21 protein-coding genes are annotated in these 26,409 nt (G+C 73.7%); 19 read left to right on the top strand and 2 right to left on the bottom strand.

Annotated elements, in window-relative coordinates; all coding sequences use genetic code 11:
* The first annotated feature begins 42 nt into the window (after positions 1-42).
* The 6 genes from coaD to mutM all read left to right on the top strand — a co-directional run bounded on the left by coaD (position 43) and on the right by mutM (position 4,632).
* Entirely contained in the window at positions 43-531 is a 489-nt protein-coding gene (coaD, locus tag ABZ495_RS20110; RefSeq protein ID WP_329489748.1) for a pantetheine-phosphate adenylyltransferase, read from the top strand.
* Positions 532-730: 199 nt separating this feature from the next.
* Positions 731-1,906: an ATP synthase F0 subunit B gene (locus ABZ495_RS20105; RefSeq protein WP_359837206.1), complete on the top strand. Its 1,176-nt coding sequence runs from the start codon at positions 731-733 to the stop codon at positions 1,904-1,906.
* 150 nt (positions 1,907-2,056) lie between these two features.
* Complete coding sequence (locus ABZ495_RS20100; protein ID WP_329489750.1) at positions 2,057-2,701, top strand: DUF177 domain-containing protein; 645 nt, start codon at positions 2,057-2,059, stop codon at positions 2,699-2,701.
* Positions 2,702-2,703: 2 nt separating this feature from the next.
* Positions 2,704-2,877 carry a 50S ribosomal protein L32 gene (gene rpmF / locus ABZ495_RS20095; protein ID WP_188303282.1) on the top strand — a complete coding sequence of 58 codons (174 nt, stop codon included), beginning with the start codon at positions 2,704-2,706 and terminating at the stop codon, positions 2,875-2,877.
* A 20-nt stretch (positions 2,878-2,897) separates the two neighbouring features.
* Positions 2,898-3,686 (top strand): ribonuclease III, encoded by a 789-nt coding sequence (rnc, locus tag ABZ495_RS20090; protein WP_329489751.1) that lies wholly within the window; start codon positions 2,898-2,900, stop codon positions 3,684-3,686.
* 52 nt (positions 3,687-3,738) lie between these two features.
* Complete coding sequence (mutM, locus tag ABZ495_RS20085) at positions 3,739-4,632, top strand: bifunctional DNA-formamidopyrimidine glycosylase/DNA-(apurinic or apyrimidinic site) lyase (protein WP_329489752.1); 894 nt, start codon at positions 3,739-3,741, stop codon at positions 4,630-4,632.
* 33 nt (positions 4,633-4,665) lie between these two features.
* Here the strand turns inward: mutM and ABZ495_RS20080 are convergent, their stop codons facing one another.
* Positions 4,666-5,589 carry a hypothetical protein gene (locus ABZ495_RS20080; RefSeq protein WP_329489753.1) on the bottom strand — a complete coding sequence of 308 codons (924 nt, stop codon included), beginning with the start codon at positions 5,587-5,589 and terminating at the stop codon, positions 4,666-4,668.
* Between the two features lie 305 nt (positions 5,590-5,894).
* Here ABZ495_RS20080 and ABZ495_RS20075 point away from each other — a divergent pair, with 305 nt between their 5' ends.
* From ABZ495_RS20075 to ftsY, 6 genes are all read left to right on the top strand, one after another.
* Positions 5,895-7,250, top strand: a complete 1,356-nt coding sequence (locus ABZ495_RS20075) for a hypothetical protein (RefSeq protein WP_359837204.1) — start codon at positions 5,895-5,897, stop codon at positions 7,248-7,250.
* Positions 7,251-7,370: 120 nt separating this feature from the next.
* Positions 7,371-7,868, top strand: coding sequence for a helix-turn-helix domain-containing protein (locus tag ABZ495_RS20070; protein ID WP_329489755.1), 498 nt, complete (start codon positions 7,371-7,373; stop codon positions 7,866-7,868).
* A 35-nt stretch (positions 7,869-7,903) separates the two neighbouring features.
* Positions 7,904-8,203, top strand: coding sequence for an acylphosphatase (locus ABZ495_RS20065; protein WP_329489756.1), 300 nt, complete (start codon positions 7,904-7,906; stop codon positions 8,201-8,203).
* A 423-nt stretch (positions 8,204-8,626) separates the two neighbouring features.
* The gene (locus tag ABZ495_RS20060; protein WP_329489757.1) at positions 8,627-8,830 is read left to right on the top strand and encodes a hypothetical protein; all 204 of its coding nucleotides are present in this window, start codon (positions 8,627-8,629) and stop codon (positions 8,828-8,830) included.
* Positions 8,831-9,007: 177 nt separating this feature from the next.
* On the top strand, positions 9,008-12,637 hold the full coding sequence (gene smc, locus ABZ495_RS20055; RefSeq protein WP_359837202.1) for a chromosome segregation protein SMC: 3,630 nt from the start codon (positions 9,008-9,010) through the stop codon (positions 12,635-12,637).
* 239 nt (positions 12,638-12,876) lie between these two features.
* The gene (gene ftsY / locus ABZ495_RS20050; protein ID WP_329489759.1) at positions 12,877-14,085 is read left to right on the top strand and encodes a signal recognition particle-docking protein FtsY; all 1,209 of its coding nucleotides are present in this window, start codon (positions 12,877-12,879) and stop codon (positions 14,083-14,085) included.
* 128 nt (positions 14,086-14,213) lie between these two features.
* Here ftsY and ABZ495_RS20045 read toward each other — a convergent pair whose 3' ends face one another.
* Positions 14,214-14,885 carry a bifunctional DNA primase/polymerase gene (locus ABZ495_RS20045; RefSeq protein ID WP_329489760.1) on the bottom strand — a complete coding sequence of 224 codons (672 nt, stop codon included), beginning with the start codon at positions 14,883-14,885 and terminating at the stop codon, positions 14,214-14,216.
* Positions 14,886-15,517: 632 nt separating this feature from the next.
* On the opposite strand from ABZ495_RS20045, the gene ABZ495_RS20040 reads away from it, so the two are divergent.
* From ABZ495_RS20040 to ftsH, 7 genes are all read left to right on the top strand, one after another.
* The gene (locus ABZ495_RS20040) at positions 15,518-16,972 is read left to right on the top strand and encodes a hypothetical protein (protein WP_359837200.1); all 1,455 of its coding nucleotides are present in this window, start codon (positions 15,518-15,520) and stop codon (positions 16,970-16,972) included.
* 337 nt (positions 16,973-17,309) lie between these two features.
* Positions 17,310-18,665 carry an ammonium transporter gene (locus tag ABZ495_RS20035; RefSeq protein ID WP_359807860.1) on the top strand — a complete coding sequence of 452 codons (1,356 nt, stop codon included), beginning with the start codon at positions 17,310-17,312 and terminating at the stop codon, positions 18,663-18,665.
* Positions 18,665-19,003, top strand: a complete 339-nt coding sequence (locus ABZ495_RS20030) for a P-II family nitrogen regulator (RefSeq protein ID WP_329489763.1) — start codon at positions 18,665-18,667, stop codon at positions 19,001-19,003. The genes ABZ495_RS20035 and ABZ495_RS20030 overlap by 1 nt, the downstream gene beginning before the upstream one ends.
* 196 nt (positions 19,004-19,199) lie before the next feature.
* Complete coding sequence (locus tag ABZ495_RS20025; protein WP_359837198.1) at positions 19,200-21,716, top strand: [protein-PII] uridylyltransferase; 2,517 nt, start codon at positions 19,200-19,202, stop codon at positions 21,714-21,716.
* 198 nt (positions 21,717-21,914) lie between these two features.
* On the top strand, positions 21,915-23,480 hold the full coding sequence (gene ffh / locus ABZ495_RS20020; protein ID WP_329492257.1) for a signal recognition particle protein: 1,566 nt from the start codon (positions 21,915-21,917) through the stop codon (positions 23,478-23,480).
* A 118-nt stretch (positions 23,481-23,598) separates the two neighbouring features.
* Complete coding sequence (locus ABZ495_RS20015) at positions 23,599-24,141, top strand: GNAT family protein (protein ID WP_329489765.1); 543 nt, start codon at positions 23,599-23,601, stop codon at positions 24,139-24,141.
* A gap of 117 nt (positions 24,142-24,258) precedes the next feature.
* Positions 24,259-26,202 (top strand): ATP-dependent zinc metalloprotease FtsH, encoded by a 1,944-nt coding sequence (ftsH, locus tag ABZ495_RS20010; protein ID WP_329489766.1) that lies wholly within the window; start codon positions 24,259-24,261, stop codon positions 26,200-26,202.
* Positions 26,203-26,409: the final 207 nt, after the last annotated feature.

Raw genomic sequence — 26,409 nt, 5'->3', positions numbered from 1 at the left:
AGGCCCGCAGGACCCGACACCCCACGAGGGAGCATCCACGCCATGCGCCGCGCCGTCTGCCCCGGATCGTTCGACCCGATCACCAACGGTCATCTCGACATCATCGAGCGGGCCTCGAAGCTGTACGACGTGGTGCACGTCGCGGTCGCGGTGAACCGGAACAAGCAGGGCATGTTCACCATCGAGGAGCGGATCGCGCTGATCGAGGAGACCACCGCCAAGTACGGGAACATCGTGGTCGAGTCGCACCTCGGCCTGTTGGTGGACTTCTGCCGGGAGCGCGGCATCCCCGCGATCGTCAAGGGCCTGCGGGCCGTCAGCGACTTCGACTACGAGCTGCAGATGGCCCAGATGAACCACGGGCTGAGCGGGGTCGAGACGCTCTTCCTGCCGACCTCGCCGACGTACAGCTTCCTGTCGTCGACGCTGGTCAAGGAGGTCGCCTCGTACGGGGGCGACGTCTCGCACCTGCTGCCGGAGACGGTGCACCGCCGGCTGGTCGAGCGGATCGCGCAGCGGAAGGCCCAGTAGCCGCCGGGCCGGAGCCGGGCCGGTCCGTTTCTGCCGATTCGTCACCAGTTGTCCGGGGGCCGGTCCGGCAGCCCGGTCCGGGCGTTGTGACCTCGCCCCGCCGTGGCCGTAAAGTCTGTGTTCCTGCCCTGCGGTGAGGTCCACCGCGCCGGGCCTGCCTCCGCCGGACCGTCGGCGGCACACGGAAAGACGAAGCCCCGTGGACGTGCAGAACAAGGTCGACGAGATCGTCGCGGCCGTCGAGAACGCCCGCTCGATGCCCATGTCGGCCTCCTGCGTGGTGAACCGAGCCGAACTGGTCGGCCTGCTCCAGGACCTCAGGGCGGCACTGCCCGCCGAGCTGGCCCAGGCCCAGTCGGTGATGGCCGACCACGAGCAGGTGGTCGCCGGCGCCGAGGCGGAGGCCGAGCGGATCATCCAGGGCGCGCACGCCGAGCGCGGCTCGCTGATCTCCGACACCGAAGTGGTCCGCCGGGCCCAGGCCGAGGCGGACCGCATCCTCGCGGAGGCGCGTGCCGAGGTCGAGACCAAGCGCGCCGAGGCCGACGACTACGTGGACAGCAAGCTCGCCAACTTCGAGGTCGTGCTGACCAAGACGCTCGGCGCGGTCGGCCGCGGCCGGACGAAGCTGCGCGGCGACTCCAGCGTCTTCGAGACCCCGTACGAGGGCGAGAGCGACGGCGAGGAGTTCCGGCCGCAGCCGCGGATCACCCCGAGCCCCGAGGTCGACGAGTACGTCGATGTGAAGCTCGCCACCCTGGAGAACGTCCTCAGCGCGACGCTGGAGGCGGTCGGCAAGGGCCGCGACAAGCTGCTCGGCAAGGCCCCGATCGACGAGCTGGGTGCCTACCTGGCCGCCGCCGACGAGGCCCAGCAGGCCAAGAACCGCGCCGAGGCGGTGGCGGCGGGCTTCGCCACCGACGCCGACGGCGAGGAGGTGCCGTGGTACCGCGAGGAGGTGCCGCAGCAGCAGACCTGGCCGGAGCAGACCCCGGCCGCGGCCGGCTGGCAGGCGCCCGGCGTCGACCAGTACGCCGCCGCGCAACAGCCGGGCGGCCAGTACGCCGAGGTGTACGGCGGCGGCTTCGACCCGGCGGGCCAGGGCGATCCGTACGGCGGCCAGTACGGCTACGGGCAGCAGCAACACCAGCAGCAGCACCAGCAGCAGGGGTACCCGGCCGCGCAGGAGCAGGGCGGCTACGGCTATCCGCAGCAGCAGCAGGGCTACGCCGCGCAGCAGTACGACGCCTACGGCTACCCGCAGCAGCCCGCCAACCCGCCGGCCGTCCCGCAGCAGCCGGGCCTGGACGAGACCAGCTTCTTCGACACCAGCATGATCGACATGACCAGGCTCCGGGAGCTCGGCGGCCGCTGAGCCCGCTCGCCCTCCGTGGGCGAAGTTGGGCCTGGCGGGAGACTCCGGTAGTCTGACCACTCCGGCCTCTCCGTGTCGGGCCGTCGGTCTGCCCGCGCATCGTCCGGTGAGCAGCACCGCGCATCAGTTTTCTCAGGAAGTCAGGACACCTTGAACCGCCTCGACCACCGCGACCCACTCGTGTTCGACACGCACGAGCTCGGCCGTCGCCCGGGCTCGCTGCGCAAGGTGTCCCGCACCCTGGAGGCCCCCGAGGGCCTCGGGATCATCGATGTGATCGGTGTCCCGGAGAAGAGCGAACTGCGGCTGGAGCTCCGCCTGGAGTCGGTGGTCGAGGGCGTGCTGGTGACCGGCACCGCCGAGGCCGTGATCGAGGGCGAGTGCGTGCGGTGCCTGGAGCCGGTCGAGGACGACCTCGACGTGGACTTCCAGGAGCTGTACTACTACCCGGAGTCCGACGAGCGTCACCGTGCCCGCACCGCCGGGACGGACGACCTCGACGAGGACTCGGAAGATGAGACTTACCGTCTGGAGGGCGATTTCTTCGACCTCCAGCCGGTGCTGCGTGACGCGGTGGTGCTCGCACTGCCGCTGCAGCCGGTGTGCCAGGAAGACTGCCTGGGCCTGTGCTCCGAGTGCGGAGCGCGCCTGAGCGACGACCCGGCGCACCACCACGACGCCGCCGACCCCAGGTGGGCGGCTCTGCAGGGACTCTCCGCCGCCCCCGGCGACGAGGGTGACGGAATCAAGAACAGCGACACCCGTGAGGGTGCCGCCGAGAACCAGGAGAAGTAGCCGTGGCTGTTCCGAAGCGGAAGATGTCGCGCAGCAACACGCGCCACCGCCGTTCCAACTGGAAGGCCGTCGTTCCGGCCCTCGTGGCGTGCGACAGCTGCCACGAGCCGAAGCTCGGCCACATCGCGTGCCCGAGCTGCGGCACGTACAACCGTCGCCAGGTCCTCTCGGTCTGATCGGCGGGGTGTACGGATCGATGTCGGACAGTAACTCTTCCCGCAAGGCGACCATCGCCCCGAAGGCTTCTTCGGGCGGCGGAAAGGCCGGCGGGCCGGCTTCGACCGAATACGACGTCCTGGAAGGGCGCCTCGGGTACACGCTCGAGCGCGCCCTTCTGGTGCGTGCCCTGACCCACCGCTCGTTCGCGTACGAGAACGGCGGGCTGCCCACCAACGAGCGCCTGGAGTTCCTCGGCGACTCGGTGCTGGGCCTGGTGGTGACCGACACCCTCTACCGCGTCCACCCGGACGTCCCGGAGGGCACGCTCGCCAAGCTGCGCGCCGCGGTGGTCAACTCCCGCGCGCTCGCCGACGTCGGCCGTGGCCTGGAGCTCGGGACGTTCATCCGGCTCGGCAAGGGCGAGGAGGGCACCGGCGGCCGCGACAAGTCGTCGATCCTCGCCGACACCGTCGAGGCCGTGATCGGCGCCGTCTACCTGGACCAGGGCCTGGACGCGGCCACCGAGTTCGTCCACCGCCTCTTCGACCCGCTGATCGAGGAGTCCTCCCAGCTGGGCGCGGGCCTGGACTGGAAGACCAGCCTCCAGGAGCTCACCGCCTCGGTGGGCATCGGGGTGCCGGAGTACGTGGTCGAGGAGTCCGGTCCGGACCACGAGAAGACTTTCACCGCCGCGGCCCGGGTGGCCGGCGAGGACTTCGGCAGCGGCGTCGGCCGCTCGAAGAAGGAAGCCGAGCAGAAGGCCGCGGAGAGCGCCTGGCGGGCGATCAAGGAGAAGTACGCCGACCGCCTGCCCGCCGGCGCCTGAGCACGCAGTACTCTTCCTCCTGCATGTTTCAGTCGCAGGAGGCTTGTTTCCCGTGCCCGAACTCCCCGAGGTAGAGGTCGTCCGCCGAGGTCTGGCGAACTGGGTCGCCGGGCGGACCGTCGCCGCCGTCGACGTGCTGCACCCGCGGGCGGTGCGCCGCCAGCCGGCCGGTGCGGCCGACTTCACCGCGCGGCTGACCGGGGCCACGCTCGGCGCCGCGCAGCGTCGCGGCAAGTACCTCTGGGTGCCGCTGTCCACCGCGGCCGACGGCTCGCCGGTCGGCGGGTTCTCGCTGATCGGTCACCTGGGGATGAGCGGCCAACTGCTCGTCCAGGACCCGTCGGTGCCCGACGAGAAGCACCTGCGGGTGCGGCTGCGGTTCACCGACGGCGGCCGGGAGCTGCGCTTCGTCGACCAGCGGACCTTCGGCGGGCTGGCCGTCGAGGAGGCCGAGGAGGGTGACCCGGAGGGCACCCCGCTCTCCATCGCGCACATCGCCCGGGACCCGCTCGACCCCCGCTTCGACGACGCCGCCTTCGTGGCCGCGCTGCGGGCCAGGCGCACCACCGTCAAGCGGGCACTGCTGGACCAGACGCTGATCAGCGGGGTCGGCAACATCTACGCGGACGAGGCGCTCTGGCGCTCCCGGCTGCACTACGACCGCCCGACCACGGCGCTGACCCGTCCGCAGGCCGCCGTCCTGCTGGCCCACGCGCGGGACGTGATGACGGCCGCCCTCGCGGTCGGCGGCACCAGCTTCGACAGCCTCTACGTCAACGTGAACGGCGAGAGCGGGTACTTCTCCCGGGACCTCGACGCCTACGGCCGTGAGGACGAGCCGTGCCGCCGCTGCGGCACCCCGATCCGCCGGGCCGCCTGGATGAACCGCTCCAGTTACTTCTGCCCCCGCTGCCAGCGCGTCCCGCGCGCCCGCAGCGGGGCCTGAGCCCGGGCGGCCCCGCTCCGGGGCCACCCGGCGCTACCGCTTGGTGAGTTCGGGCTGCGGCTGGTCGGACCCGGCCGGGCCGTGGGTGTCCTGGCCGAAGTAGGCGACGCCGACCGCCGAGACCACGGCGAGCAGGAAGCCGACCGCGCCGAGCCAGGCCAGGCCCTCCTTGGAGGAGTCGCCGAGCCAGAGGACGCCGACGGCGCCGGGCAGCACCGTCTCACCGACCACCAGGGCGGCGGTCGCGCCGTTCACCGAGCCGATCTGCAGGGCCACGGTGTGCACGTACATCCCGCCGATGCCGCCGACCAGGATCGCGTACAGGGCGGGGTCGGAGAGCAGCGCGCCGAGGTCGAACGGCTCGACGCCGTTGAGGATCCGCACGCCGACGCCGAGCGCGCCGAAGCCGAGGCCGGAGAGCAGACCGGCGACGATCGCGCCGTTGGCGCCCATCCGCCGCACCAGCAGGGCGCCGCCGACCAGCAGCACGGTGGTGATCAGCAGCAGCCACCAGTGGAAGGACATCTCCACGTGGTGGCCGCCCTCCGGCCCGGCGGAGACGGCCAGCAGCACCAGCGCCGAGCAGAGCACGCCGATCGACGCCCACTCCAGCTGCTTGAGCCGGATGCCGAGCAGCTTGATGCTCAGCACCGCGGTGATCACCAGATTGGCGCTGATGATGGTCTGGGAGAGGAACAGCGGCAGCAGTCGCGCGGCCAGGGCGCCGAGTCCGAACCCGATGAAGTCGAGGACGGTGCCCAGGATGAACTCCCAGGTGACGGCGGCCTTCGCGGTGGAGGCGAGGCTGGGCCCGCCGTGTGCGGTGACCCCGGCCGAGCCGCTGCCCGCGGCGGCGGCCTCCTCCCGGGCGGAGCGACGTGATCCGACGGCCTGCAGGACCGAACCGGTGCCGTAGCAGGCGGAGGCCGCCACGGCGGTGACGAGGCCGATGAACACCCAGATGCTCCGATCGGGAGAAGAGGTCAGGAGTAGGTAAGGGGGCCGAGGCCCGGCCACCACTATGCCTGGTCGGGGGAGAGGGTCCGATCGGCCGTCGAGCGCTCCGCGACCACCCGTGGACCCGCCGGGACGGACGACCGGGCCGACGGCCGGGTTCCCGCCGCGGCCCGTCTCCGGGGCGGCCGGGGGAAACATCATCCGCGAGGAGGGGAGCGACCCCGGCGGACGGTGGGGGTGCGCGGGGCCGCCCGTAGGCGAAGGGGATGCCCTGTCGACGTGGCGGGAGGGGTAGCGTCGATGGCATGAGAACCCTCGCTCGACGACGCTCCCGGAGTGCCGGGCTGTCGGCCCTGGCGGCGCTGGTGCTCGGACTGCTGCTCGTGCTGGCCCCGGCGGCCGCCGCGGCCGGCGGGCTGGACGACGCCACCGCCGCGCTCAAGCAGGGCCGGGTCTACGTCGACCCGGCGATGACCGGCCGGTTCAGCCAGGGCCAGGCCGACGCCCTGACCGAGAAGATCCGCAAGGCCGACAAGCCGATCTTCATCGCAGTGGTCCCGGCGACGGACCCGTACGGCGCGCGTACGGTCTTCTCCGACCTGCGGACCAAGGTCGGCATCACCGGTGTCTACGGCATCTGGCGCGGTGACCGGTTCCTGGCCCAGTCCCACAAGGCCGCGCTGGCCACCACGAGCGCCGAGCGCATCGCGGGCGCGTCCGCGCGCTCGCACCCGGGCGACATCGACGCGACCCTGAACGACTTCGTCGACACCGCCGCGCCCCAGGTGAAGGGGCACGGGGTGAACAGCGGCTCCGGCGGCTTCTCGGTGGCGGCGGTCGCCGTCCCGCTGGCCCTGCTGGCACTGGCCGGCGCCGGGGTGTTCCTGCTCTTCCGCCGCTCGAAGAAGCGCAAGGAGGAGCGGCGCCGGGCCGAACTGGCGCAGCTGCGCCGGGTGGTGGACGAGGACATCACCGCGTTCGGCGAGGAGCTGGACCGGCTCGACTTCAGCCCGGGCGCCCCGGACGCCGACGACGTCCAGCGGGCCGACTACACGCACGCCCTGGACTCCTACGAGCGGGCCAAGCGGAGCATGGACGAGGCGAAGGGGCCGGAGGACGTCAAGCCGGTCACCGAGGCACTGGAGGACGGCCGGTTCGCGCTGGCCACCCTGGACGCCCGGCGCGCGAAGCGGCCGCTGCCCGAGCGCCGGCCGCCGTGCTTCTTCGACCCGCGGCACGGCCCGTCCGTGCGGGACGCCGACTGGGCACCAGCCGGCGGCGCGGCGCGCACCGTCCCGGTCTGCCGGGCGGACGCCGACCGGCTGGCCACCGGGCAGGACCCGGAGATCCGGACCGTGCCGACCGAGCACGGCCCGCAGCCGTACTGGAACGCCGGCCCGGCGTACGGCCCGTGGGCGGGCGGCTACTTCGGCGGCTTCGGCGGCGGGCTGCTGCCCGGCCTGCTGGTCGGCACCATGCTCGGCTCGATGATGAGCTCCCCGGCCTACGGGGCCGGCTACGACGGCGGCTCCGGCTACGACGGCGGCGACTTCTCCGGCGGCGACTTCTCCGGCGCCGACTTCGATTCCGGTGACTTCGACGGCGGCTTCGACGGTGGCGGCTTCGACGGTGGCGGCGGTGACTTCGGCGGGGGCTTCTGACCCCGGCGGCGTGACGACCGGGCCCGCGGCCCCCGCCGGTGGACGGCGGGGGCCGCAGGCCCTGCCGGTGGTGCGCCCGAGGAGGTTTGAGAACGCAACCCTGTGTGGCAGGCTGGTGGTGTGACCTCCCACACGCCTTCGGCCCCGCCCGCCCTCCCCGGCCGGCCCTGCTCGATCGCCGCCGCGCTCCACGTGGTCGGCGAGAAGTGGGCCCTGCTCGCCGTCCGCGAGCTGTTCTACGGCAACCACCGCTTCGACCGGATCGCCCGCAACACCGGCGCTCCGCGCGACCGGCTCACCGCCCGGCTGCGCGCGCTGGAGGAGGCGGGCGTGGTCGAGCGCCGCGCCTACAGCGAGCGGCCGCCGCGCTACGAGTACCACCTGACCGAGGCCGGCCGCGACCTCGCTCCGCTCACCCACGCCCTGCTCGGCTGGGGCGACCGCTGGCTGCTCCCCGAGCCGCCGGTGAGCTTCGAGCACAGCCCCGAGGGGCACGAGCCGCACCCCTACGACCCGGCCTGGGTCTGCCGCACCTGCGGCGAGGAGGGCCGGCGCGGGGACCTCCGGGCCGAGATCCACAGTCCGGACTGGACGATGGCCGGCCCCACGGCGCCGTAGCGCGGCCCGCGATCCGGCCCGATAGGGTCGGGGCCATGCACGGTCGCGACGCCCACAGTGATGAACCGGTCCGGGTGACCGCCTGGGTGCGGGGCAAGGTCCAGCAGGTCGGCTTCCGGTGGTGGACCAGGGCGCGGGCGCTGGAGATCGGGCTGACCGGCTACGCCAGCAACCTCGGCGACGGCCGGGTGCAGGTGGTGGCCGAGGGACTCGCGGCCGACTGCGAGCATCTGCTGGCGCTGCTGCGCGGCCCGGACACGCCCGGCCGCGTCAGCGGGGTGACGGAGATCTGGACGGCCGTCGGAACCGGCTACCCGGGTTTCGAGATCCGCTGACCGGGGCCCCGCGCGCCGTGGCGGACGGGCCGGGGCCCGCCCCCGTGAAATGATCGGCGGCCTTCGGTGTCATACGGTTGCCATCTGGGCAGACTCGTGGTTGACTCCGCATCGAACGATGATCCACGAGCGACTGGTGGACCGGCCCGAGATCCCCCCTGGTGTGACCACACCGCCAGGCAGGTGACAGGGGCGCGGTAGCGTGCGGTGATCGTGTTGACCCTTTCCGTCTTTGGTGAGACGCTGGAAGCCCGCGCACACGACCGCGTTTACCCGGTAGGCGCACGCCCTCGTGAGCCCAGCTCACGGTGGTTGTGCCGTAGTGCCCAGCCAGCACTGCCGGTGGCGCGACGCGCGTGCGTCCCCTTCCCCCTAGACCTGTACCGTTCCGGTTCGGTCACTCAGCGTGGAGGACCATTCATCATGGCAAAGGCGCTTCTCGGGTACGTCGGCGGCCCCGACCCGCGAATGCTCACCGAGGTGCGACGGCTTCAGCAGCGTGTCCAGGATCTTGAGTCCGAGCTCCTTCGGATGCAGGCCGAGAACGACGCGCTCACCGCTGTCGCTGACGAGCACTCGCTGCTCAACAGCATCGATCTGGATCAGCGGGAGCCGGCTCTCACCTGAGTCCCGCCCGGTCCTCGCAGATCGACGCAGCAGTGCACTGAGCCGCCCCGATAAGGGACGCAGCTTGCAAGGGGCGCCCTGAGTGGCGTCCCTTCGTCGTGTCCGGGCACCGTCGGCGCCGGTCCGTCCGGATACAGTCGCCGCTGGGGCCCTGGCGAGCGACGAGGAGAGCGGCGCGTGCACCTGAAGAGTCTGACCCTGCGCGGGTTCAAGTCCTTCGCCTCCGCCACCACCCTGCGGTTCGAGCCCGGGATCACCTGCGTGGTCGGTCCCAACGGCTCCGGCAAGTCCAACGTCGTCGACGCGCTCTCCTGGGTGATGGGGGAGCAGGGCGCCAAGTCGCTGCGCGGCGGCAAGATGGAGGACGTCATCTTCGCCGGGACGAGCGGGCGCGCCCCGCTCGGCCGCGCCGAGGTCAGCCTCACCATCGACAACTCCGACGGCGCGCTGCCGATCGAGTACGCCGAGGTGACCATCACCCGGACGATGTTCCGCAACGGCGGCAGCGAGTACGCGCTCAACGGCGACACCTGCCGGCTGCTGGACATCCAGGAGCTGCTCTCCGACTCCGGCATCGGCCGCGAGATGCACGTCATCGTCGGGCAGGGACAGCTCGACTCCGTGCTGCACGCCGACCCGATGGGCCGCCGCGCCTTCATCGAGGAGGCGGCCGGCGTCCTCAAGCACCGCAAGCGCAAGGAGAAGGCGCTGCGGAAGCTGGACGCGATGCAGGTCAACCTCAACCGGGTGCAGGACCTGGTCGCCGAACTGCGGCGCCAGCTCGGACCGCTGGGCCGGCAGGCGAAGATCGCCCGGCGTGCGGCCGGCATCCAGGCCGAACTGCGCGACGCCCGGCTCCGGCTGCTCGCCGACGACCTGCTCGCGCTGCGCACCGCCGTCGAGGCCGAGGTCGCCGACGAACTGGCGCTGAAGCTGCGCCGCTCCACCGTCGAACAGGAGCTGTCCCGGGCGATCCAGCGGGAGGCCGTCCTGGAGGCGCAGGTCCAGCAGCTCGGTCCGGGCCTGGAGGCGGCCCGGCAGACCTGGTACCGGCTCTCCGCCCTGGCCGAGCGGACCCGCGGCACCGTCGGGCTGGCCGAGGCCGGGGCCCGGCACGCGGCCGCCGGGGGAGCGGTCGAGGAGCGGCGCGGCCGGGACCCGGAAGAGCTGGAGCGCGAGGCCGAGCACGTCCGGGAGGAGGAGGCCGCCCTGGCCGAGGCTCTGGAGGAGGCCCGCTACGCGCTCGCCGAGGCGGTCGAGTCCCGGGGTGAGCTGGAGCGGGAACTCGCCGCGGAAGAACGGCGGTTGAAGGACGCCGCCCGGGCCATCGCGGACCGCCGCGAAGGGCTGGCCCGGCTGCAGGGGCAGGCCGCGGCCGCCCGGTCCAAAGCCGCCGCCGCCGAGGCCGAGATCGGCCGGCTCACCGAGGCCAGGGACGAGGCACTGCTGCGCGCCGAGGCCGCCCGGACCGCCTACGAGGAGCTGCGGGAGCAGGTCGACGCCTCGGCGGGGGACGACGAACGGGCCGAGGCCGCCCACGAGGCGGCCCGTGCGCGGCTCGCCGCCGTCGAACGCGAGCTGGTCGGTGCCCGCGAGGCCGCCGGCGCCGCCGAACGCGAGCGGGCCGGGCTGACCGCGCGGCACGACGCCCTGGCGCTCGGGCTGCGCCGCAAGGACGGCACCGGCGCGCTGCTGGCGGCAGCCGACCGGCTGACCGGGCTGCTCGGCCCGGCGGCCACGCTGCTGCGGATCGCGCCCGGGCACGAGAGCGCCGTCGCGGCCGCCCTCGGCGCCGCCGCGGACGCGGTGGCGGTCGACTCGCCCGGCACGGCGGCCGACGCCCTGCGCCTGCTGCGCGCGGCGGACGCCGGCCGGGCCGCGCTGCTCATCGTCGGCGCGCCCGAGCCGGCCGCGCCGACGCCGCCGTTGCCGCCCACCGTCCGCTGGGCCGCCGAACTGGTCGACGGCCCGGCCCCGTTGCTGCCGGCCGCGCGGGCCCTGCTGGCCGGCGTCGCCGTGGTCGGCTCGCTCGACGAGGCGGTGCGGCTGGTGACGGAGCACCCGGCGCTGACCGCGGTCACCGCCGAGGGTGACCGGCTCGGCGCGGGCTTCGCGTACGGCGGCGCGGGCGGTGCGCCGAGCCTGCTGGAGACCCAGGCGGCGGTCGACGAGACCGCCCGGGCGATCGGCGAACTGGACCTCCGCTGCGCCGAGTCGGCCGAACGGCTGGCCGAACTCACCGAACTCCGGGGGGAGTCGGCCGCCGGGCTGGAGCAACTGGCCACCACCCGGCGGAAGGCGGAGCGCGAGCGGGCCGAGGTGGCCGGCGCACTCGGCCGGCTCGGCGGGCAGTCCCGGGCCGCCGCCGGCGAGGCCGAACGGCTCGCGGCCGCGGCCGGTCGCGCCGAGCAGGGGCTGGCCGACCTGCTCGACACCGCCGAGGAGCTGGCCGGACGGCTCGCGGCCGCCGAGGAGTCGGCCGACGCGGGGGAGGACGAACCCGACGCCGCGGAACAGCAGCGGTTGGCCACGGCCGCCACCGGCGCCCGGCAGGCCGAGCTGGAGGCCCGGCTCGCCGTGCGGACGCACGAGGAGCGGGTGCGCGCCCTCGCCGGGCGGGCCGACCAGCTGGACCGGGCCGCGCGGACCGAGCGCGAGGCGCGCGCCCGCGCCGCCGAGCGCCGGGAGCGCGCCGAGCACGACGCCCGGGTGGCGAACGCCGTGGCGGCCGGCGCCCGACAGCTGCTGGCCTGCCTGGAGGTGTCGCTGGCCCGCGCCGACGCCGGACGGGCCGCCGTCGAGCAGGCGCGCGCCATGCGGGAGGCGCAGCTGCGGGAGCACCGCGAGCACGGCCGCGAACTCAAGGCCGAGCTGGACAAGTTGGTCGACGCCGGGCACCGGGACGAGGTGCTGCGCGCCGAGAAGCGGCTGCGGATCGAGCAGTTGGAGTCCCGGGCGCTGGAGGAGTTCGGCATCGAGGGCGGTGAGCTGCTCGCCTCGTACGGGCCGGACCGGCTCGTCCCGGCGCCGGCACCCGACGACGGCGGGGAGCCCGGCGAGCCGCGGCCGTACGACCGGGCCGAGCAGGAGAAGCGGCTGCGGGCCGCCGAGAAGGCCTACCAGCAGCTCGGCAAGGTCAACCCGCTGGCGCTGGAGGAGTTCGCGGCGCTGGAGGAGCGGCACACCTTCCTCGGGGAGCAGCTGGACGACCTCAAGCGGAGCCGGCGCGACCTGCTGGACATCGTCAAGGACGTGGACGAGCGGGTCGAGCAGCTGTTCAGTTCGGCGTACCACGACACCGCCGCCCAGTTCGAGGGCGTCTTCTCCCGGCTCTTCCCCGGCGGCGAGGGGCGGCTGGTGCTGACCGATCCGGACAACATGCTGACCACGGGGGTCGAGGTGGAGGCCAGGCCGCCGGGCAAGAAGGTCAAGCGGCTCTCGCTGCTCTCCGGCGGCGAGCGCTCGCTGACCGCGGTGGCGCTGCTGGTGTCGATCTTCAAGGCCCGGCCCAGCCCGTTCTACGTGATGGACGAGGTGGAGGCGGCGCTGGACGAGACCAACCTGCGCCGGCTGGTCGGGATCATGGAGGAGCTGAGGGAGAGCTCCCAGCTGATCGTGATCACCCACCAGAAGCTGACCATGGAGTCCGCCGACGCCCTCTACGGCGTGACCATGAAGGGCGACGGCATCTCCCAGGTGATCAGCCAGCGGCTGCGGGAGGGGGCGCCCCCGGCCCGTCGGCGCAGGCCGCTCGCGCAGCCGGCCGGGCAGCGGGAGGCGGCCGCCGCCGCCCGTCCGACCGGGTGATCCACCGGCCGACGCCGGGGCAGCTGCCCGTGGGCGACCCGATCACGGATACTGGACGGGTTGTGACTCCTCCCCCTCGCGCGCGAGGGGGCTTCTGATTCAGCCGCTTGACGACCTCATGACGGCCAAGCCCCGACCGGTGCCGGACGGCACCGCGTCGGCGTAAGGGAGGCGGCGACGCCCCGTGCGTCGGTGACCGAAGGATCACTCTGTCGTGGGATCCCGAGAAGGAGATTGATGTGGAATACGTGATCCTTGCCGTTGTCATCGCCGTGCTGGCCGTCGGCGCGGTCGCCGGCCTGGTCGTCTCCGGCAGACGACGCCGGGAGCTCCCCCCGAAGGCGCGGCCGCCGGTCATCACGCCGCCCGGGACCCCGCGGGAGCCCCAGGTCGGTGAGGAGGCCGCGCCGCCGACCGAGGAGCCGCGGCGCACCGTCGAGGAGGTCGAGCTCCCCGAGGCGGAGGCGGCCCCGGAGGCTCCCGAGGCGGTCGAGGCCGAGCAGGCGCCGGCCCTCGAAGTCCCCGAGCCCACCGCCGGCCGGCTGGTCCGGCTTCGCTCCCGGCTCTCCCGCTCGCAGAACTCGCTCGGCAAGGGCCTCCTGTCGCTGCTCTCCCGCGAGCACCTCGACGAGGACACCTGGGAGGAGATCGAGGACACCCTGCTGACCGCCGACGTCGGCGTCGCCCCCACCCAGGAGCTGGTCGAGCGGCTGCGCACCCGGGTGAAGGTGCTCGGCACCCGCACCCCGGACGAGCTGCGCGCCCTGCTGCGCGAGGAGCTGGTCGAGCTGGTCGGCAAGGACGCCGACCGCACGGTGCACTCCACCAAGCACGAGGCCGGCCCGGCCGTCGTCCTGGTGGTCGGCGTCAACGGTGTCGGCAAGACCACCACCACCGGCAAGCTGGCCCGGGTGCTGGTCGCCGACGGCCGCTCGGTGGTGCTCGGCGCGGCCGACACCTTCCGTGCCGCCGCCGCCGACCAGCTGCAGACCTGGGGCGAGCGGGTCGGCGCGCGGACCGTCCGCGGCCCGGAGGGCGGGGACCCGGCCTCGGTCGCGTTCGACGCGGTCAAGGAGGGCATCGCCGAGGGCGCCGACACCGTGCTGGTGGACACCGCCGGCCGGCTGCACACCAAGACCGGCCTGATGGACGAGCTGGGCAAGGTCAAGCGGGTCGTGGAGAAGCACGGCCCGGTGGACGAGGTGCTGCTGGTGCTGGACGCCACCACCGGCCAGAACGGTCTGATCCAGGCCCGGGTCTTCGCCGAGGTGGTCGACATCACCGGCATCGTGCTCACCAAGCTGGACGGCACCGCCAAGGGCGGCATCGTGGTCGCGGTGCAGCGGGAGCTGGGTGTCCCGGTCAAGCTGATCGGGCTCGGCGAGGGCGCCGACGACCTGGCGCCGTTCGAGGCGGGTGCGTTCGTGGACGCGCTGATCGGGGACTGAGCCCCCGGCCACTGTCCGAGGAAGGGTCCGCTCCGGTCGGGGCGGGCCCTTCTGCGTGTCCCGGCGTCTTCCGGGGCGGCGCGGCGGGGGAGCGGGCGGCGGCCCCTCGGGGCCGGCGGGCGGGGTGGTTACGAGGCGAGCCAGGCGGGCTCGGCGCTGCGCTCGCGCCCGCGGTGGCAGGCGTAGGCGAGGGTGCCGAGCAGCAACCGGGCCTCGGGCGGGCAGCCGGCGTTGTCACGGGTGGGCCGGCGCAGCCAGCGGACCGGGCCCAGACCGCCGAGCACGGTCGGCGGCGCGGCGACGTAGCTGCCCTCGCCGTGGCAGGTGAGGTCGAGCGCGGCGTCGTCCCAGCCCATCCGGTACAGCAGGTCGGGCAGCCGCCGGGCGGTGCCGGCGGCGACCAGGAACTGCAGCCGGCCGGTGGGCGAGGCCAGCACCGGGCCGACCTGGGTGCCCATCCGCTCCAGCCGGACCAGCGCCTGGAGGCCGGCCTGCTCGGGGACGTCCAGGACGTCGAAGGCGCGGCCGGTGGGGAACAGGACGGAGACGTTCGTACCGGTGCGGTCCGCCGGTGCGCCGCCGGGGGCCGGATGCAGACCGGGCGCGGCGCAGCGGGCGGCACCGCAGTGGCAGCGGGCCGCGGCCGCCGGGCCGGCCTGGTTGCCGACGGTGACCGCCCAGCCCCAGCGGCCGGTGTACTCCGCGGCCGCCCGGGACGCGGTCACCCGGGTGCGGCGGCGTGCGCTCAGCGGGGCCAACCGCAAGTGCCCCAGTCGAAGTTCGCCGAACAGGTTGTCCATGCCTCCCCCAACAGGTTCTCGTTGCCGATGGTTACGGGATGGTGACTTTGTGTTGATTGTCCGTTGCGTCGTGCGTGGTGCGGGAGCGGCGCGCAGCGCATGGCGTGCGCCTGTTCCGGCCCTGCGCCTCGGGCGCCGCCTTGTGGGGGGCGGTGCCCGTGCCGGATCGTCGTGTCCACGAGGCGGCCGTCTACCGGGGTGGGCGGCAAACTCGCCTGGGGTTGCCGTGGGTTGCAGGTGAGGGGCCGTGGTGCCGGTGGGGACTTGGCAGTCCGCATATGCCGGACCGCCGGGACTATCCAGTGAAGCGTGTGCGGTCTTGGATCGGTTCACTCCTGGGGGTGGCGAAAGGTGGCGTTTCGCCAGGGCCGCTCCCCGGGACCGTGTGCGGGGCGTTACGTTCAGCACGCATGCATCGTCGGGGAGTCCGCTTCCGGCCCTGTGGGGGCGGGAGTTGGGGAATCTGACGGCTCGTCCGCGAGGATGGCACACCAGTGCGACGAGTGGTCCGACCAGCGGTCTCGACAGCACCTCGGGTACGGAAGAGAAGCAGCACGTCTGGCAAGAGCCCGCAACCGTCGGGCGGTCACGATCGGGGCCCCGCAGGGGCCGGGCGGGATGGGGACGTTCCCATGGCAGAGAAGCAACCCAATGAGAAGCTGACCACGTGGTTCGCCCGCAGCGGCTGGTCCAAGGGCGAACTGGCCCGCCAGGTCAACCGCCGGGCCCGCCAGATCGGCGCCCACCACGTGTCCACCGACACCTCGCGGGTGCGGCGCTGGCTCGACGGGGAGCAGCCCCGCGAGCCCATCCCGAAGATCATGTCGGAGCTCTTCTCCGAACGCTTCGGCTCCGTGGTCTCCATCGAGGACCTCGGGCTGCGGGCCGCCATCCCGGTCTCCACCGTCGGCGGCGGCGTCGACCTGCCGTGGAGCGCCCCGCAGACCGTCCAGCTGATCAGCGACTACTCGCGCAGCGACCTGATGCTGAACCGGCGGGGCTTCCTGGGCACCTCGCTCGCCATGACGGCCGGCGCCGCGCTGATCGAGCCGATGCAGCGCTGGCTCGCCCCCGGCCCGAACGGCGCGCCCACCCCGATCCTGACCGCCGCCAACGGCGGCGAGCCGTTCACCGGCCGGCTCTCCGAGCCCGAGCTGGAACTTCTGGAGCAGGCCACCGTCATGTTCCGGCAGTGGGACGCGCAGAACGGCGGCGGGCTGCGCCGCAAGGCCGTCGTCGGCCAGCTGCACGAGGTCACCGACCTGCTCCAGGAGACCTACCCCGAGCAGACCACCCGGCGGCTGTTCCGGCTCACCGCCGAGCTGGCCCACCTGGCCGGCTGGATGTCCTACGACGTCGGCATGCACCCCAGCGCGCAGAAGTACTACGTGCTGGCCCTGCACGCCGCCAAGGAGGCCGGCGACCGCCCGTTCGGCGCGCTGATCCTCACCGACATGAGCCGCCAGATGATCCACCTCAACCGCGGCGAGGACGCCCTGGAGCTGATCCACCTGGCCCAGTACGGCAGCCGGGACACCGCCACCCCGCGCCAGCAGGCCCTGCTGTACGCGATGGAGGCGCGCGCCTACGCCACCATCGGCGAGGTGAACCGCTGCGCCCGGGCGGTCCGGCTGGCCGAGGACACCTTCACCGACATCCGCGAGGGCGACGGCGACCCGGACTGGCTGAAGTTCTTCTCGCCGGCCGAGCTGAACGCCGAGAACGCGCACTCCTTCCGCGACCTCGCCTACCACTCGGACCGGGCCGAGCTGTACGCCTCGATGTCCGCCCCGGTCATGGAGCGGGCGGTCGACCTCTTCCGCCAGGACGGCGACCACGTCCGCTCCTACGCCTTCAACCTGATCGGCATGGCCAGCGTGCACCTGCTGCAGCGTGAGCCCGAGCAGGCCGTGGTGATGGCCGAGCAGGCGGTGGAGATCGCCACCAAGGTGCGCTCCGAGCGGCTCAACTCCAGGGTCCGCAAGACCACCGAGGCCGCCGCCGCCCGGTACGGCGGGGTGGACGCGATCAGCCGGCTCAAGGAGCGGGTGGTCCAGGACATCCCGGAGTACGTCTCGGTGGTCTGACCCGCACCGGCGTCCGCCCCCAGCCTTCCCAGCCTTCCCAGCCTTCCCAGCCCCCCGGCCCCCAGCCCCCACCGACCGTGACGGCCGCCGCCGCCACGGTCGGTGGTGTGTCCGGCACCGCGCGTGCCGCGGGGCGGCACGGTAACCCACCGGGCCCGGCGGCAGGGCCGTGGTTCACGTAGGCGTAACCCGCGCGTCGCCGTCGTCACGGTCGCGAAACACCGGGTCGCATCGGTCGAAACCCGACTTCGGCACGCTCCTCCCATCGCCGACACCCCGGGTGGCACGGGACAGGTATCCCGGGTGTGGAGCGGCTTCCATTCATGAGGAGACGCCGATGCCGGACGGCTTCAGCGCGGGCGATACCGCCTTCGTGCTCATTTGCGCGGCCCTGGTCATGGTGATGACCCCCGGGCTGGCCTTCTTCTACGGGGGCATGGTCAGGGCCAAGAGCACACTCAACATGCTGGCGATGAGCTTCCTCTCGCTGGGCATCGTCAGCGTGCTCTGGGTCCTCTACGGGTACTCGCTCAGCTTCGGCCCCGACGCCGGCGCCGGGCTGATCGGCAACCTGGACTTCCTCGGGATGCACGGGGTCGGGCTGAACGACCTGACCGGGACCATCCCGGTCACCGCGTTCTCCGCCTTCCAGCTGATGTTCGCGATCATCACCCCGGCCCTGATCAGCGGGGCCGTCGCGGACCGCGCCAAGTTCACCGCCTGGGGCCTGTTCATCGCCCTCTGGGTGACCATCGTCTACTTCCCGGTCGCGCACTGGGTCTTCTTCTTCGACGGCGGCAACGGCGGCTGGCTCGGTGACCGCAACGGCGTGATCGACTTCGCCGGCGGCACCGCCGTGCACATCAACGCGGGCGTCGCGGGCCTGGCGCTCTGCCTGGTGCTGGGCAAGCGGGTCGGCTTCCGGAAGGACCCGATGCGCCCGCACAGCCTGCCGCTGGTCATGCTCGGCTCCGGGCTGCTCTGGTTCGGCTGGTTCGGCTTCAACGCGGGCTCGGCGCTGGCCGCCAACGGCGTCGCCGCGATGGCCTTCGTCAACACCCAGGTGGCCACGGCGGCCGCGCTGCTCGGCTGGCTGATCTACGAGAAGCTGCGGCACGGCGCGTTCACCACGCTGGGCGCCGCCTCCGGCGCGGTGGCCGGTCTGGTCGCCATCACCCCCGCGTGCGGTTCGGTCAGCCCGCTCGGCGCGGTCGCGATCGGCCTGATCGCCGGCGCCGTCTGCGCCGCGGCGATCAGCCTCAAGTACCGCTTCGGCTTCGACGACTCGCTCGACGTGGTCGGCGTGCACGCGGTCGGCGGTGCCATCGGCTCCCTGCTGGTCGGCCTCTTCGCCACCGGCACCGTCGGCCAGACCGCCAAGGGCCTGTTCTACGGCGGTGGCCTGGAGCAGCTCGGCAAGCAGGCGATGGGCGTGGCCGTGGTCGCCGCCTACTCCTTCGTCGTCTCCTGGCTGCTGGCCAAGGCGATCGACAGCACGGTCGGGTTCCGGGTCGCCGAGGAGGTCGAGGTGGCCGGCATCGACCAGGCCGAGCACGCCGAGTCCGCCTACGACTTCAGCGCGCTGGGGGCCGGTCCGGCCAGGATGGCCGCCGCGGTGGTCGCCGAGTCCACCTCCGGGCCCGCCGCCAGGGCCGCCGGGAAGAACACCGAGAAGACCGGGGTCGACGCCTGATGAAGCTCATCACCGCAGTCATCAAGCCGCACCGCCTGGACGACGTGAAGGCCGCCCTGCAGGCCTTCGGGGTGCACGGGCTGACCGTCACCGAGGCGAGCGGTTACGGCCGCCAGCGAGGTCACACCGAGGTCTACCGGGGCGCGGAGTACACCGTGGACCTGGTACCCAAGGTCAGAATCGAGGTCCTGGTCGAGGACGACGACGCCGACCAGCTGATCGACGTCCTGGTGAAGGCCGCCCGGACCGGCAAGATCGGCGACGGCAAGGTCTGGAGCGTCCCGGTCGAGACCGCCGTGCGGGTCCGGACCGGTGAGCGCGGCCCCGACGCCCTCTGACCAGGACCCCTTCCTCCAGGACAGGGCCTAGCATTCAGCACGATCCCGCCGGCGGGCCCGTGACCACCCCGTGGTCGCGGGTCCGCTGACGGCGTATCAGCGCTCCTCGCGCGAATCGGCGTTCCTCGCGCGACCCGGGCGCCGCCCGCTCGACCAGCGCGCGCTCAGACCGGACGACGACGGACGGGGACCCCCGATGACCACGCAGCCCGACCCGCCCTCCCGGCCCGCCGCCGGGCCCGCGACTCCCCCCGAGCGCCCGTCCGGGGAGTCGGGCCCGCCCGACCACGGCACCGCCCGGGCCCGACTGCTGGACACGCCCGGCCTGGTCAGCACCGCCCGCCGCACCGCGCTGGCCGCGCTCACCGACGAGTGGCTGGCCGGACTGCTGGCGGCGGCCGGTGCCCCGGCCGGCGTCGCCCTGGTCGCGGTCGGCGGCTACGGGCGCGGCGAACTCTCCCCGCGCAGCGACCTCGACGTCCTGCTGCTGCACGACGGTCCGCTCGACCCGGAACTGCCCGAACGCATCTGGTACCCGGTCTGGGACGCCGGCGCCTCGCTCGACCACTCCGTCCGCACCCTCGCCGAGGCCCGGAACGTCGCCGCCGACGACCTCAAGGCCCAGCTCGGCCTGCTCGACGCCCGGCACATCGCCGGCGACCGGGAGCTCACCGCCGGGCTGCGCTCCGCCGTGCTCGCCGACTGGCGCGCCGGCGCCCCGAACCGCCTGCCCGAGCTGCGCGAACTCGGCCGCGAGCGGGCCGAGCGCCACGGCGAGCTCTCCTTCCTGCTGGAGCCGGACCTCAAGGAGGCCCGCGGCGGCCTGCGCGACGTGGTCGCGCTCAACGCGATCGCCGCCACCTGGCTGGCCGACGCCCCGCGCGACGGCCTGGACGCCGCCGCCCTGCGGCTGGCGGACGTGCGGGACGCGCTGCACCTGGTCACCGGCCGGGCCACCGAGCGGCTCAGCCTCCAGGACCAGGACCAGGTCGCCGAACGGCTCGGCGTACTGGACGCCGACACCCTGCTGCGCCAGGTGTACGAGGCCGCGCGGACCATCGCCTACGCGAGTGACGTCACCTGGCGGGCGGTGGACCGGGTGCTGGCCGCCAGGACCACCCGGGGCCGGCGCTCCTCCCGGCTCTCCTTCCCGTTCACCGGCACCGGTCGGGGCGGCGGCGCGGTGGCCCGCGGCGCGGTCCAGCGCCGGCCGCTCGCCGAGGGCGTCGTCGAGCAGGACGGCGAGGCGGTGCTCGCCCAGGGGGCCCGCCCGGCCGCCGACCCGGTGCTGCCGCTGCGCGCGGCGGCCGCGGCGGCCCAGAACGGGCTCACCATCTCCTACGCGACGGTCCGCCGGCTGGCCGCCGAGTGCCGTCCGCTGCCGGTGCCCTGGCCGGACGAGGCGCGCGAGCAACTGGTCACCCTGCTCGGCGCCGGGGAGGCCTGCCTGCCGGTCTGGGAGGCGCTGGAGGCGGAGGGGCTGATCACCCGGCTGCTGCCGGACTGGGAGCGCGTGCGCTGCCGTCCGCAGCGCAACGCGGTGCACCGCTGGACGGTCGACCGGCACCTGGTGGAGACGGCCGTGCGGGCCGCCGCGATGACCCGCCGGGTGGCCCGGCCGGACCTCCTGCTGGTCGCGGCGCTGCTGCACGACATCGGCAAGGGCTGGCCCGGCGACCACAGCGAGGCGGGCGAGGTGATCGTCCGCGACGTGGCCGCCCGGATGGGCTTCGACCACGAGTCCGTGGAGACCCTCGCCGTGCTGGTCCGCCACCACCTGACGCTGGTGGAGACCGCGACGCGGCGGGATCCGGACGACCCCGCCACCGTGGAGGCGATCACCAAGGTGGTCGCCACCCTGCCGCAGCTGGAGCTGCTGCACGCGCTGACCGAGGCCGACGCGACCGCCACCGGCCCGGCCGCCTGGAGCCGCTGGCGGGCCTCGCTGGTGGAGGGCCTGGCGGCCCGGGCCGCCGACCGGCTGGCCGGCGCGTACCCGTCGCCCGACCCGGGCCGGTGGGGCTCCCACGCCGGGGAGGCGGCGCCGACCGCCGAACAGGAGCGGCTCGCCGTCGAGGCGGCCCGTACGGGCGGTCCGGCGCTCTCGCTGCTGGCCCAGGCCGACGGGGACGACCAGCCGGGCGCCGAGCCGATGGGCGTGCGGCTGACCCTCGCCGTGCCCGACCGGCCGGGTCTGCTCGGCACGGTCGCCGGGGTGCTGGCCCTGCACCGGCTGACCGTCCGCTCGGCGGGCCTGCGCGAGCTGGACCCGATCGGCGCCGGCCCGGTCCTGCTGCTGTCCTGGACGGTGGCGGCCGAGTTCGGCGAGCTGCCCGAGGCGGCCCGGCTCCGGGCCGACCTGCGCCGGGCGCTGGACGGCTCGCTGGACGTCTCGCGGCGGCTCGCCGAGCGCGACGCGGCAGCCCCGCGCCGGCGCGGCATCCCCACCCCGCCACCGGTGGTCGCCGTGGCGCCCGAGGTGGCCTCGGCGACGGCGACGGTGCTGGAGGTGCGCGCCCATGACGCCCCCGGCCTGCTGCACCGGATCGGCCGGGCCCTGGACGGCGCCGGTGTCCGGGTCCGGACGGCGCACGTCAGCACGCTCGGGGCGGAGGCCGTGGACTCCTTCTACCTGACCGACCAGGCGGGCCGGCCGCTCTCCGGCCGGCGGGCCGGGGAGGTGGCGCAGGCCGTCCGGGCGGCGCTGGGCTGACCGGGCCCCGACGCCCGCCGGAGCCCCGTCGCCGCCCTCGCGGGGCGGCCGCGGGGCCTGCGGGCGGCCGTCGGAGCCGCCCGCTCCGGGCGCCCCCGGGCCGGTTCGTCCGGGGGTGGAGACCGTTGCCAGGGCGGCCGGATACCCTTGGGGGCGACGACCGTACTGATCCCGATGCCGCAGAGGACCCGCGACGACGTGTTCGACACCCTTTCCGATCGCCTCGCAGCGACGTTCAAGAACCTCCGGGGCAAGGGCCGCCTCAGCGAGGCGGACATCGACGCCACCACCCGCGAGATCCGCATCGCGCTGCTGGAGGCGGACGTCGCGCTGCCGGTCGTGCGGGCCTTCATCAAGCAGGTCAAGGAGCGCGCCCTCGGCGCCGAGGTCTCCGGCGCGCTGAACCCCGCCCAGCAGATCATCAAGATCGTCAACGAGGAGCTCATCGCGATCCTCGGCGGCGAGACCCGCCGGGTGAGGTTCGCCAAGAGCGGCCCCACGGTGATCATGCTCGCCGGCCTCCAGGGCGCCGGTAAGACCACCCTCGCCGGCAAGCTCGGCCACTGGCTGAAGCAGCAGAAGCACACCCCGCTGCTGGTCGCCTGCGACCTCCAGCGCCCCAACGCCGTCAACCAGCTCCAGGTGGTCGCGGAGCGCGCGGGCGTGGCCTTCTACGGCCCGCAGCCGGGCAACGGCGTCGGCGACCCGGTGCAGGTCGCCCGCGACTCGATCGAGTACGCCAAGCAGAAGCAGTACGACGTCGTCGTCGTCGACACCGCCGGCCGTCTGGGCATCGACGCCGAGCTGATGCAGCAGGCCGCCGACATCCGGGCCGCGGTGAACCCGGACGAGGTCCTGTTCGTCGTCGACGCGATGATCGGCCAGGACGCGGTCACCACCGCGCAGGCCTTCCTCGACGGTGTCGACTTCACCGGTGTGGTGCTGTCCAAGCTCGACGGCGACGCCCGCGGTGGCGCCGCCCTGTCGGTCGCGCACGTCACCGGCCGGCAGATCATGTTCGCCTCCAACGGCGAGAAGGTCGACGACTTCGACGCCTTCCACCCGGACCGGATGGCCTCGCGCATCCTCGGCATGGGCGACATGCTCTCGCTGATCGAGAAGGCCGAGCAGACCTTCTCGCAGGCCGAGGCCGAGAAGATCGCCTCCAAGCTGCAGGGCGGCGGCAAGGACTTCACGCTCGACGACTTCCTGGACCAGCTGGAGCAGGTCCGGAAGATGGGCTCGATCTCCAAGCTGCTGGGCATGCTGCCCGGCATGGGCCAGATCCGCGACCAGATCAACAACATCGACGACAAGGACGTCGACCGCGTCGGCGCCATCATCAAGTCGATGACCCCGGCCGAGCGGACCGACCCCAAGCTCATCAACGGCTCGCGCCGGCTGCGCATCGCCAAGGGTTCGGGCGTCCAGGTCGGCGAGGTCAACAACCTGGTCGAGCGGTTCTTCGAGGCCCGCAAGATGATGTCGGCGATGGCCTCCGGCAAGGGCATCCCCGGTATGCCGGGGATCCCGGGCATGGGCGGCGGCTCGAAGAAGTCCGCCAAGAAGGCCCCGGCCGCCAAGGGCAAGCGCAAGAGCGGTAACCCGCTGAAGCGCGCGCAGGAGGAGGCCGCGGCCGCCGAGCGTCGCGCGCTCGGCCCGGGCGCCGGCCAGCCGCCGGCCCAGGGCGGCGCCTTCGGCCTCGGCGCGGGCAAGGGCCCGTCCGACTTCGAGCTGCCCAAGGAGTTCAAGGACCTGCTGTAGGTCCTGCTGCAGGTCCTGCCGCGGTTCCCGCGGCGCCGCCCGCCCCGGCACCGTCCGGGGCCGCCGTCGGCGTTCGAACGGCCCGCCACCCGGGGTATCCGGGTGGCGGGCCGTTCACATGTCCGATGATGGTGGGGTGAGAGTGACGATCAGGGCCCCACGGGCCGACGACGAGGTTCCGTACGCCGAGGCCGTCCGCCGGTCCGCCGAGCACATCGGGCGGTGGAACCCGGTCGAGCCGAACGGGCTCCCCGATCTCCTGGAGCGCCAGGGCGCCGGTCTGCGTACCTTCCTGATCGTCGATCAGGCCACCGGTGGGCTGGTCGGCAAGGTGAACGTCGCCAACATCGTGATGGGCCGGTTCTGCAACGGCGCGCTCGGCTACGACTCGTACGTGCCGTTCGCCGGAACCGGCCGGATGAGCGAGGGCATGCGGCTGGTGCTGGACCGCTGCTTCGCCCCGCAGACGGCCGGCGGTCTCGGCCTGCACCGGTTGGAGATCAACGTGCAGCCGGACAACGCGCGTTCGATCGGGCTGGCCAAGCGGCTCGGCTTCCGGCACGAGGGGTACACGCCCCGGATGCTGTTCCTGAGCGGCGCCTGGCGGGACCACGAGCGGTTCGCGCTGACCGCCGAGGAGTGGCCCGGCGCGGGGGAGTAGCCCGGCGCGGGGCGGGAGAGCGGCGCGGGGGGAGCGGCGCGGCTGGCGGGTGTCCGGGGCGCCCCGGACACCCGTGGTGCGGCCGTGCGGGCGCGGCGTTGCGGCTGTCTCACCCGGATGAATGTCCGTATTGTCCGACAGGTGACCGATCCCGTACCGCCGCGCCGGACCCCCGACCAGCCCTGGCGCTCCGAGGGTGCCCCACCCCCGCAGCCGCCCCGTCGCAAGATGCCCGGCGGCTGGATCGGCCTCGTGCTCACCGCCCTCGTGGTGTTCCTGATCACCGACCTGCTGCTGTCCTTCTTCGGCAACGCCGGCGCGACGACGATCTCCTACACGGAGTTCAACAACCAGCTCAACAACGGCAACGTCACCAAGATCTACTCCAAGGGCGACTCCATCGAGGGCACCCTCAAGAACGCGGCCCCCAAGCCGGACGGCGCCAAGGGCGACTACACCGAGTTCGACACCCAGCGCCCGTCCTTCGCGGGCGACAGCCTCTGGACCACCCTCCAGCAGCAGGGCGTCGAGGTCACCGCCAAGCCGGTGGTCCAGCAGCGCAGCTTCCTCGCCAACCTGCTGATCTCGCTCGCCCCGATGCTCCTGCTGATCCTGATCTGGGTGCTGCTGGCCCGCCGGATGGCCGGCGGCATGGGCGGCGGCCCGCTCGGCCGCAAGGCCCCGCCCAAGCCGGTCACCGCCGAGCAGGGCAAGCGCACCACCTTCGCCGACGTGGCCGGCATCGACGAGGTCGAGGCCGAACTCGCCGAGGTGGTCGACTTCCTGAAGAACCCGCAGCACTACCGGCGGCTCGGCGCCAAGATGCCGCGCGGGGTGCTGCTCGCCGGTCCGCCCGGCACCGGCAAGACCCTGCTCGCCCGGGCCGTCGCCGGCGAGGCCGACGTGCCGTTCTTCTCCGCCTCGGCCTCGGAGTTCATCGAGATGATCGTCGGCGTCGGCGCCGGCCGGGTCCGGGAGCTGTTCGCGGAGGCCCGCAAGGTCGCCCCCGCGATCGTCTTCATCGACGAGATCGACACCATCGGCCGCCAGCGCGGCGGCAGCGGCGGCATGGGCGGCCACGACGAGCGCGAGCAGACGCTCAACCAGATCCTCACCGAGATGGACGGCTTCACCGGCTCCGAGGGCGTCATCGTCATCGCCGCCACCAATCGGGCGGACGTCCTCGACCCGGCCCTGCTGCGCCCCGGCCGCTTCGACCGGCGGATCACCGTCAGCCCGCCGGACCGCGACGGCCGCGCGGCCATCCTGCGGATCCACACCCGGGCCGTCCCGCTGGCCGGGGACACCGATCTCCACCAGCTGGCCAAGGTCACCCCCGGCATGACCGGCGCCGAGCTGGCGAACCTGGTCAACGAGGCCGCCCTGCTGGCCGTCAAGCGCAAGCAGGACGCGGTGGGGGAACGGGACCTCTCGGACGCGCTGGAGAAGGTCCAGCTGGGCGCCGTCCGGCCGCTGGTCATGCCGCAGGCCGAGCGGGAGCGCACGGCGTACCACGAGAGCGGCCACGCCCTGCTCGGCATGCTCCAGCCCGGCGCCGACCCGGTCCGCAAGATCACCATCGTGCCGCGCGGCCGCGCCCTCGGCGTCACCCTGTCCACCCCCGAGACCGACCGCTACTCGTACACCGAGCCCTACCTGCGCGGCCGGATCATCGGCGCGCTCGGTGGGATGGCCGCCGAGCAGGTGGTCTACGGGGTGATCACCACCGGTGCGGAGAGCGACCTGGAGCAGGTCACCAACATCGCCCGGGGGATGGCCGGCCGCTGGGGGATGAGCGAGCGGGTCGGCCGGCTCACCGCCGTCCCCTCCGACCCGCAGGGCGCGTACGGGCTCTCCGCGGCGCCGACCACGCTGGACGCGGTCGACGAGGAGGCCCGGCGGATCGTCGCCGAGTGCTACGAGGAGGCGGTGCGGCTGCTGACCGAGCAGCGGGCCAGGCTGGACGCGCTGGCGGCCGCGCTGCTGGAGGCCGAGACGCTGGACGAGGAGGCGGCGTACCGGGCCGCCGGGGTGCCCCGGAAGGCGCTCGACCAGGCGTGAGCCGGCCGACCGGGGGCGTCCGCGATGGCTGCGGGCGCCCCCGGTCCGGCTCCGGGGGTGGGGCGGTGCGGCGGCTGGGCTGTCCGGTGGTGCGGCTCGGCTGTTCGCTGTTCGCTGTTCGGCTGTTCGGCGGCTCGGCGGCTCGGTGGTGCCGTGGTGCGGTTCTGCCGCGCCGTGGGCCACGCGGTCGCTCGCCGGTCGCTCCGG

It is taken from the genome of Kitasatospora sp. NPDC005748, from assembly GCF_040630735.1.
In the GTDB taxonomy this organism is placed as follows: Bacteria; Actinomycetota; Actinomycetes; order Streptomycetales; family Streptomycetaceae; genus Kitasatospora.
Note: the sequence above shows the minus strand (reverse complement) of the source record. Positions and strands in the feature narration are given on the sequence as shown.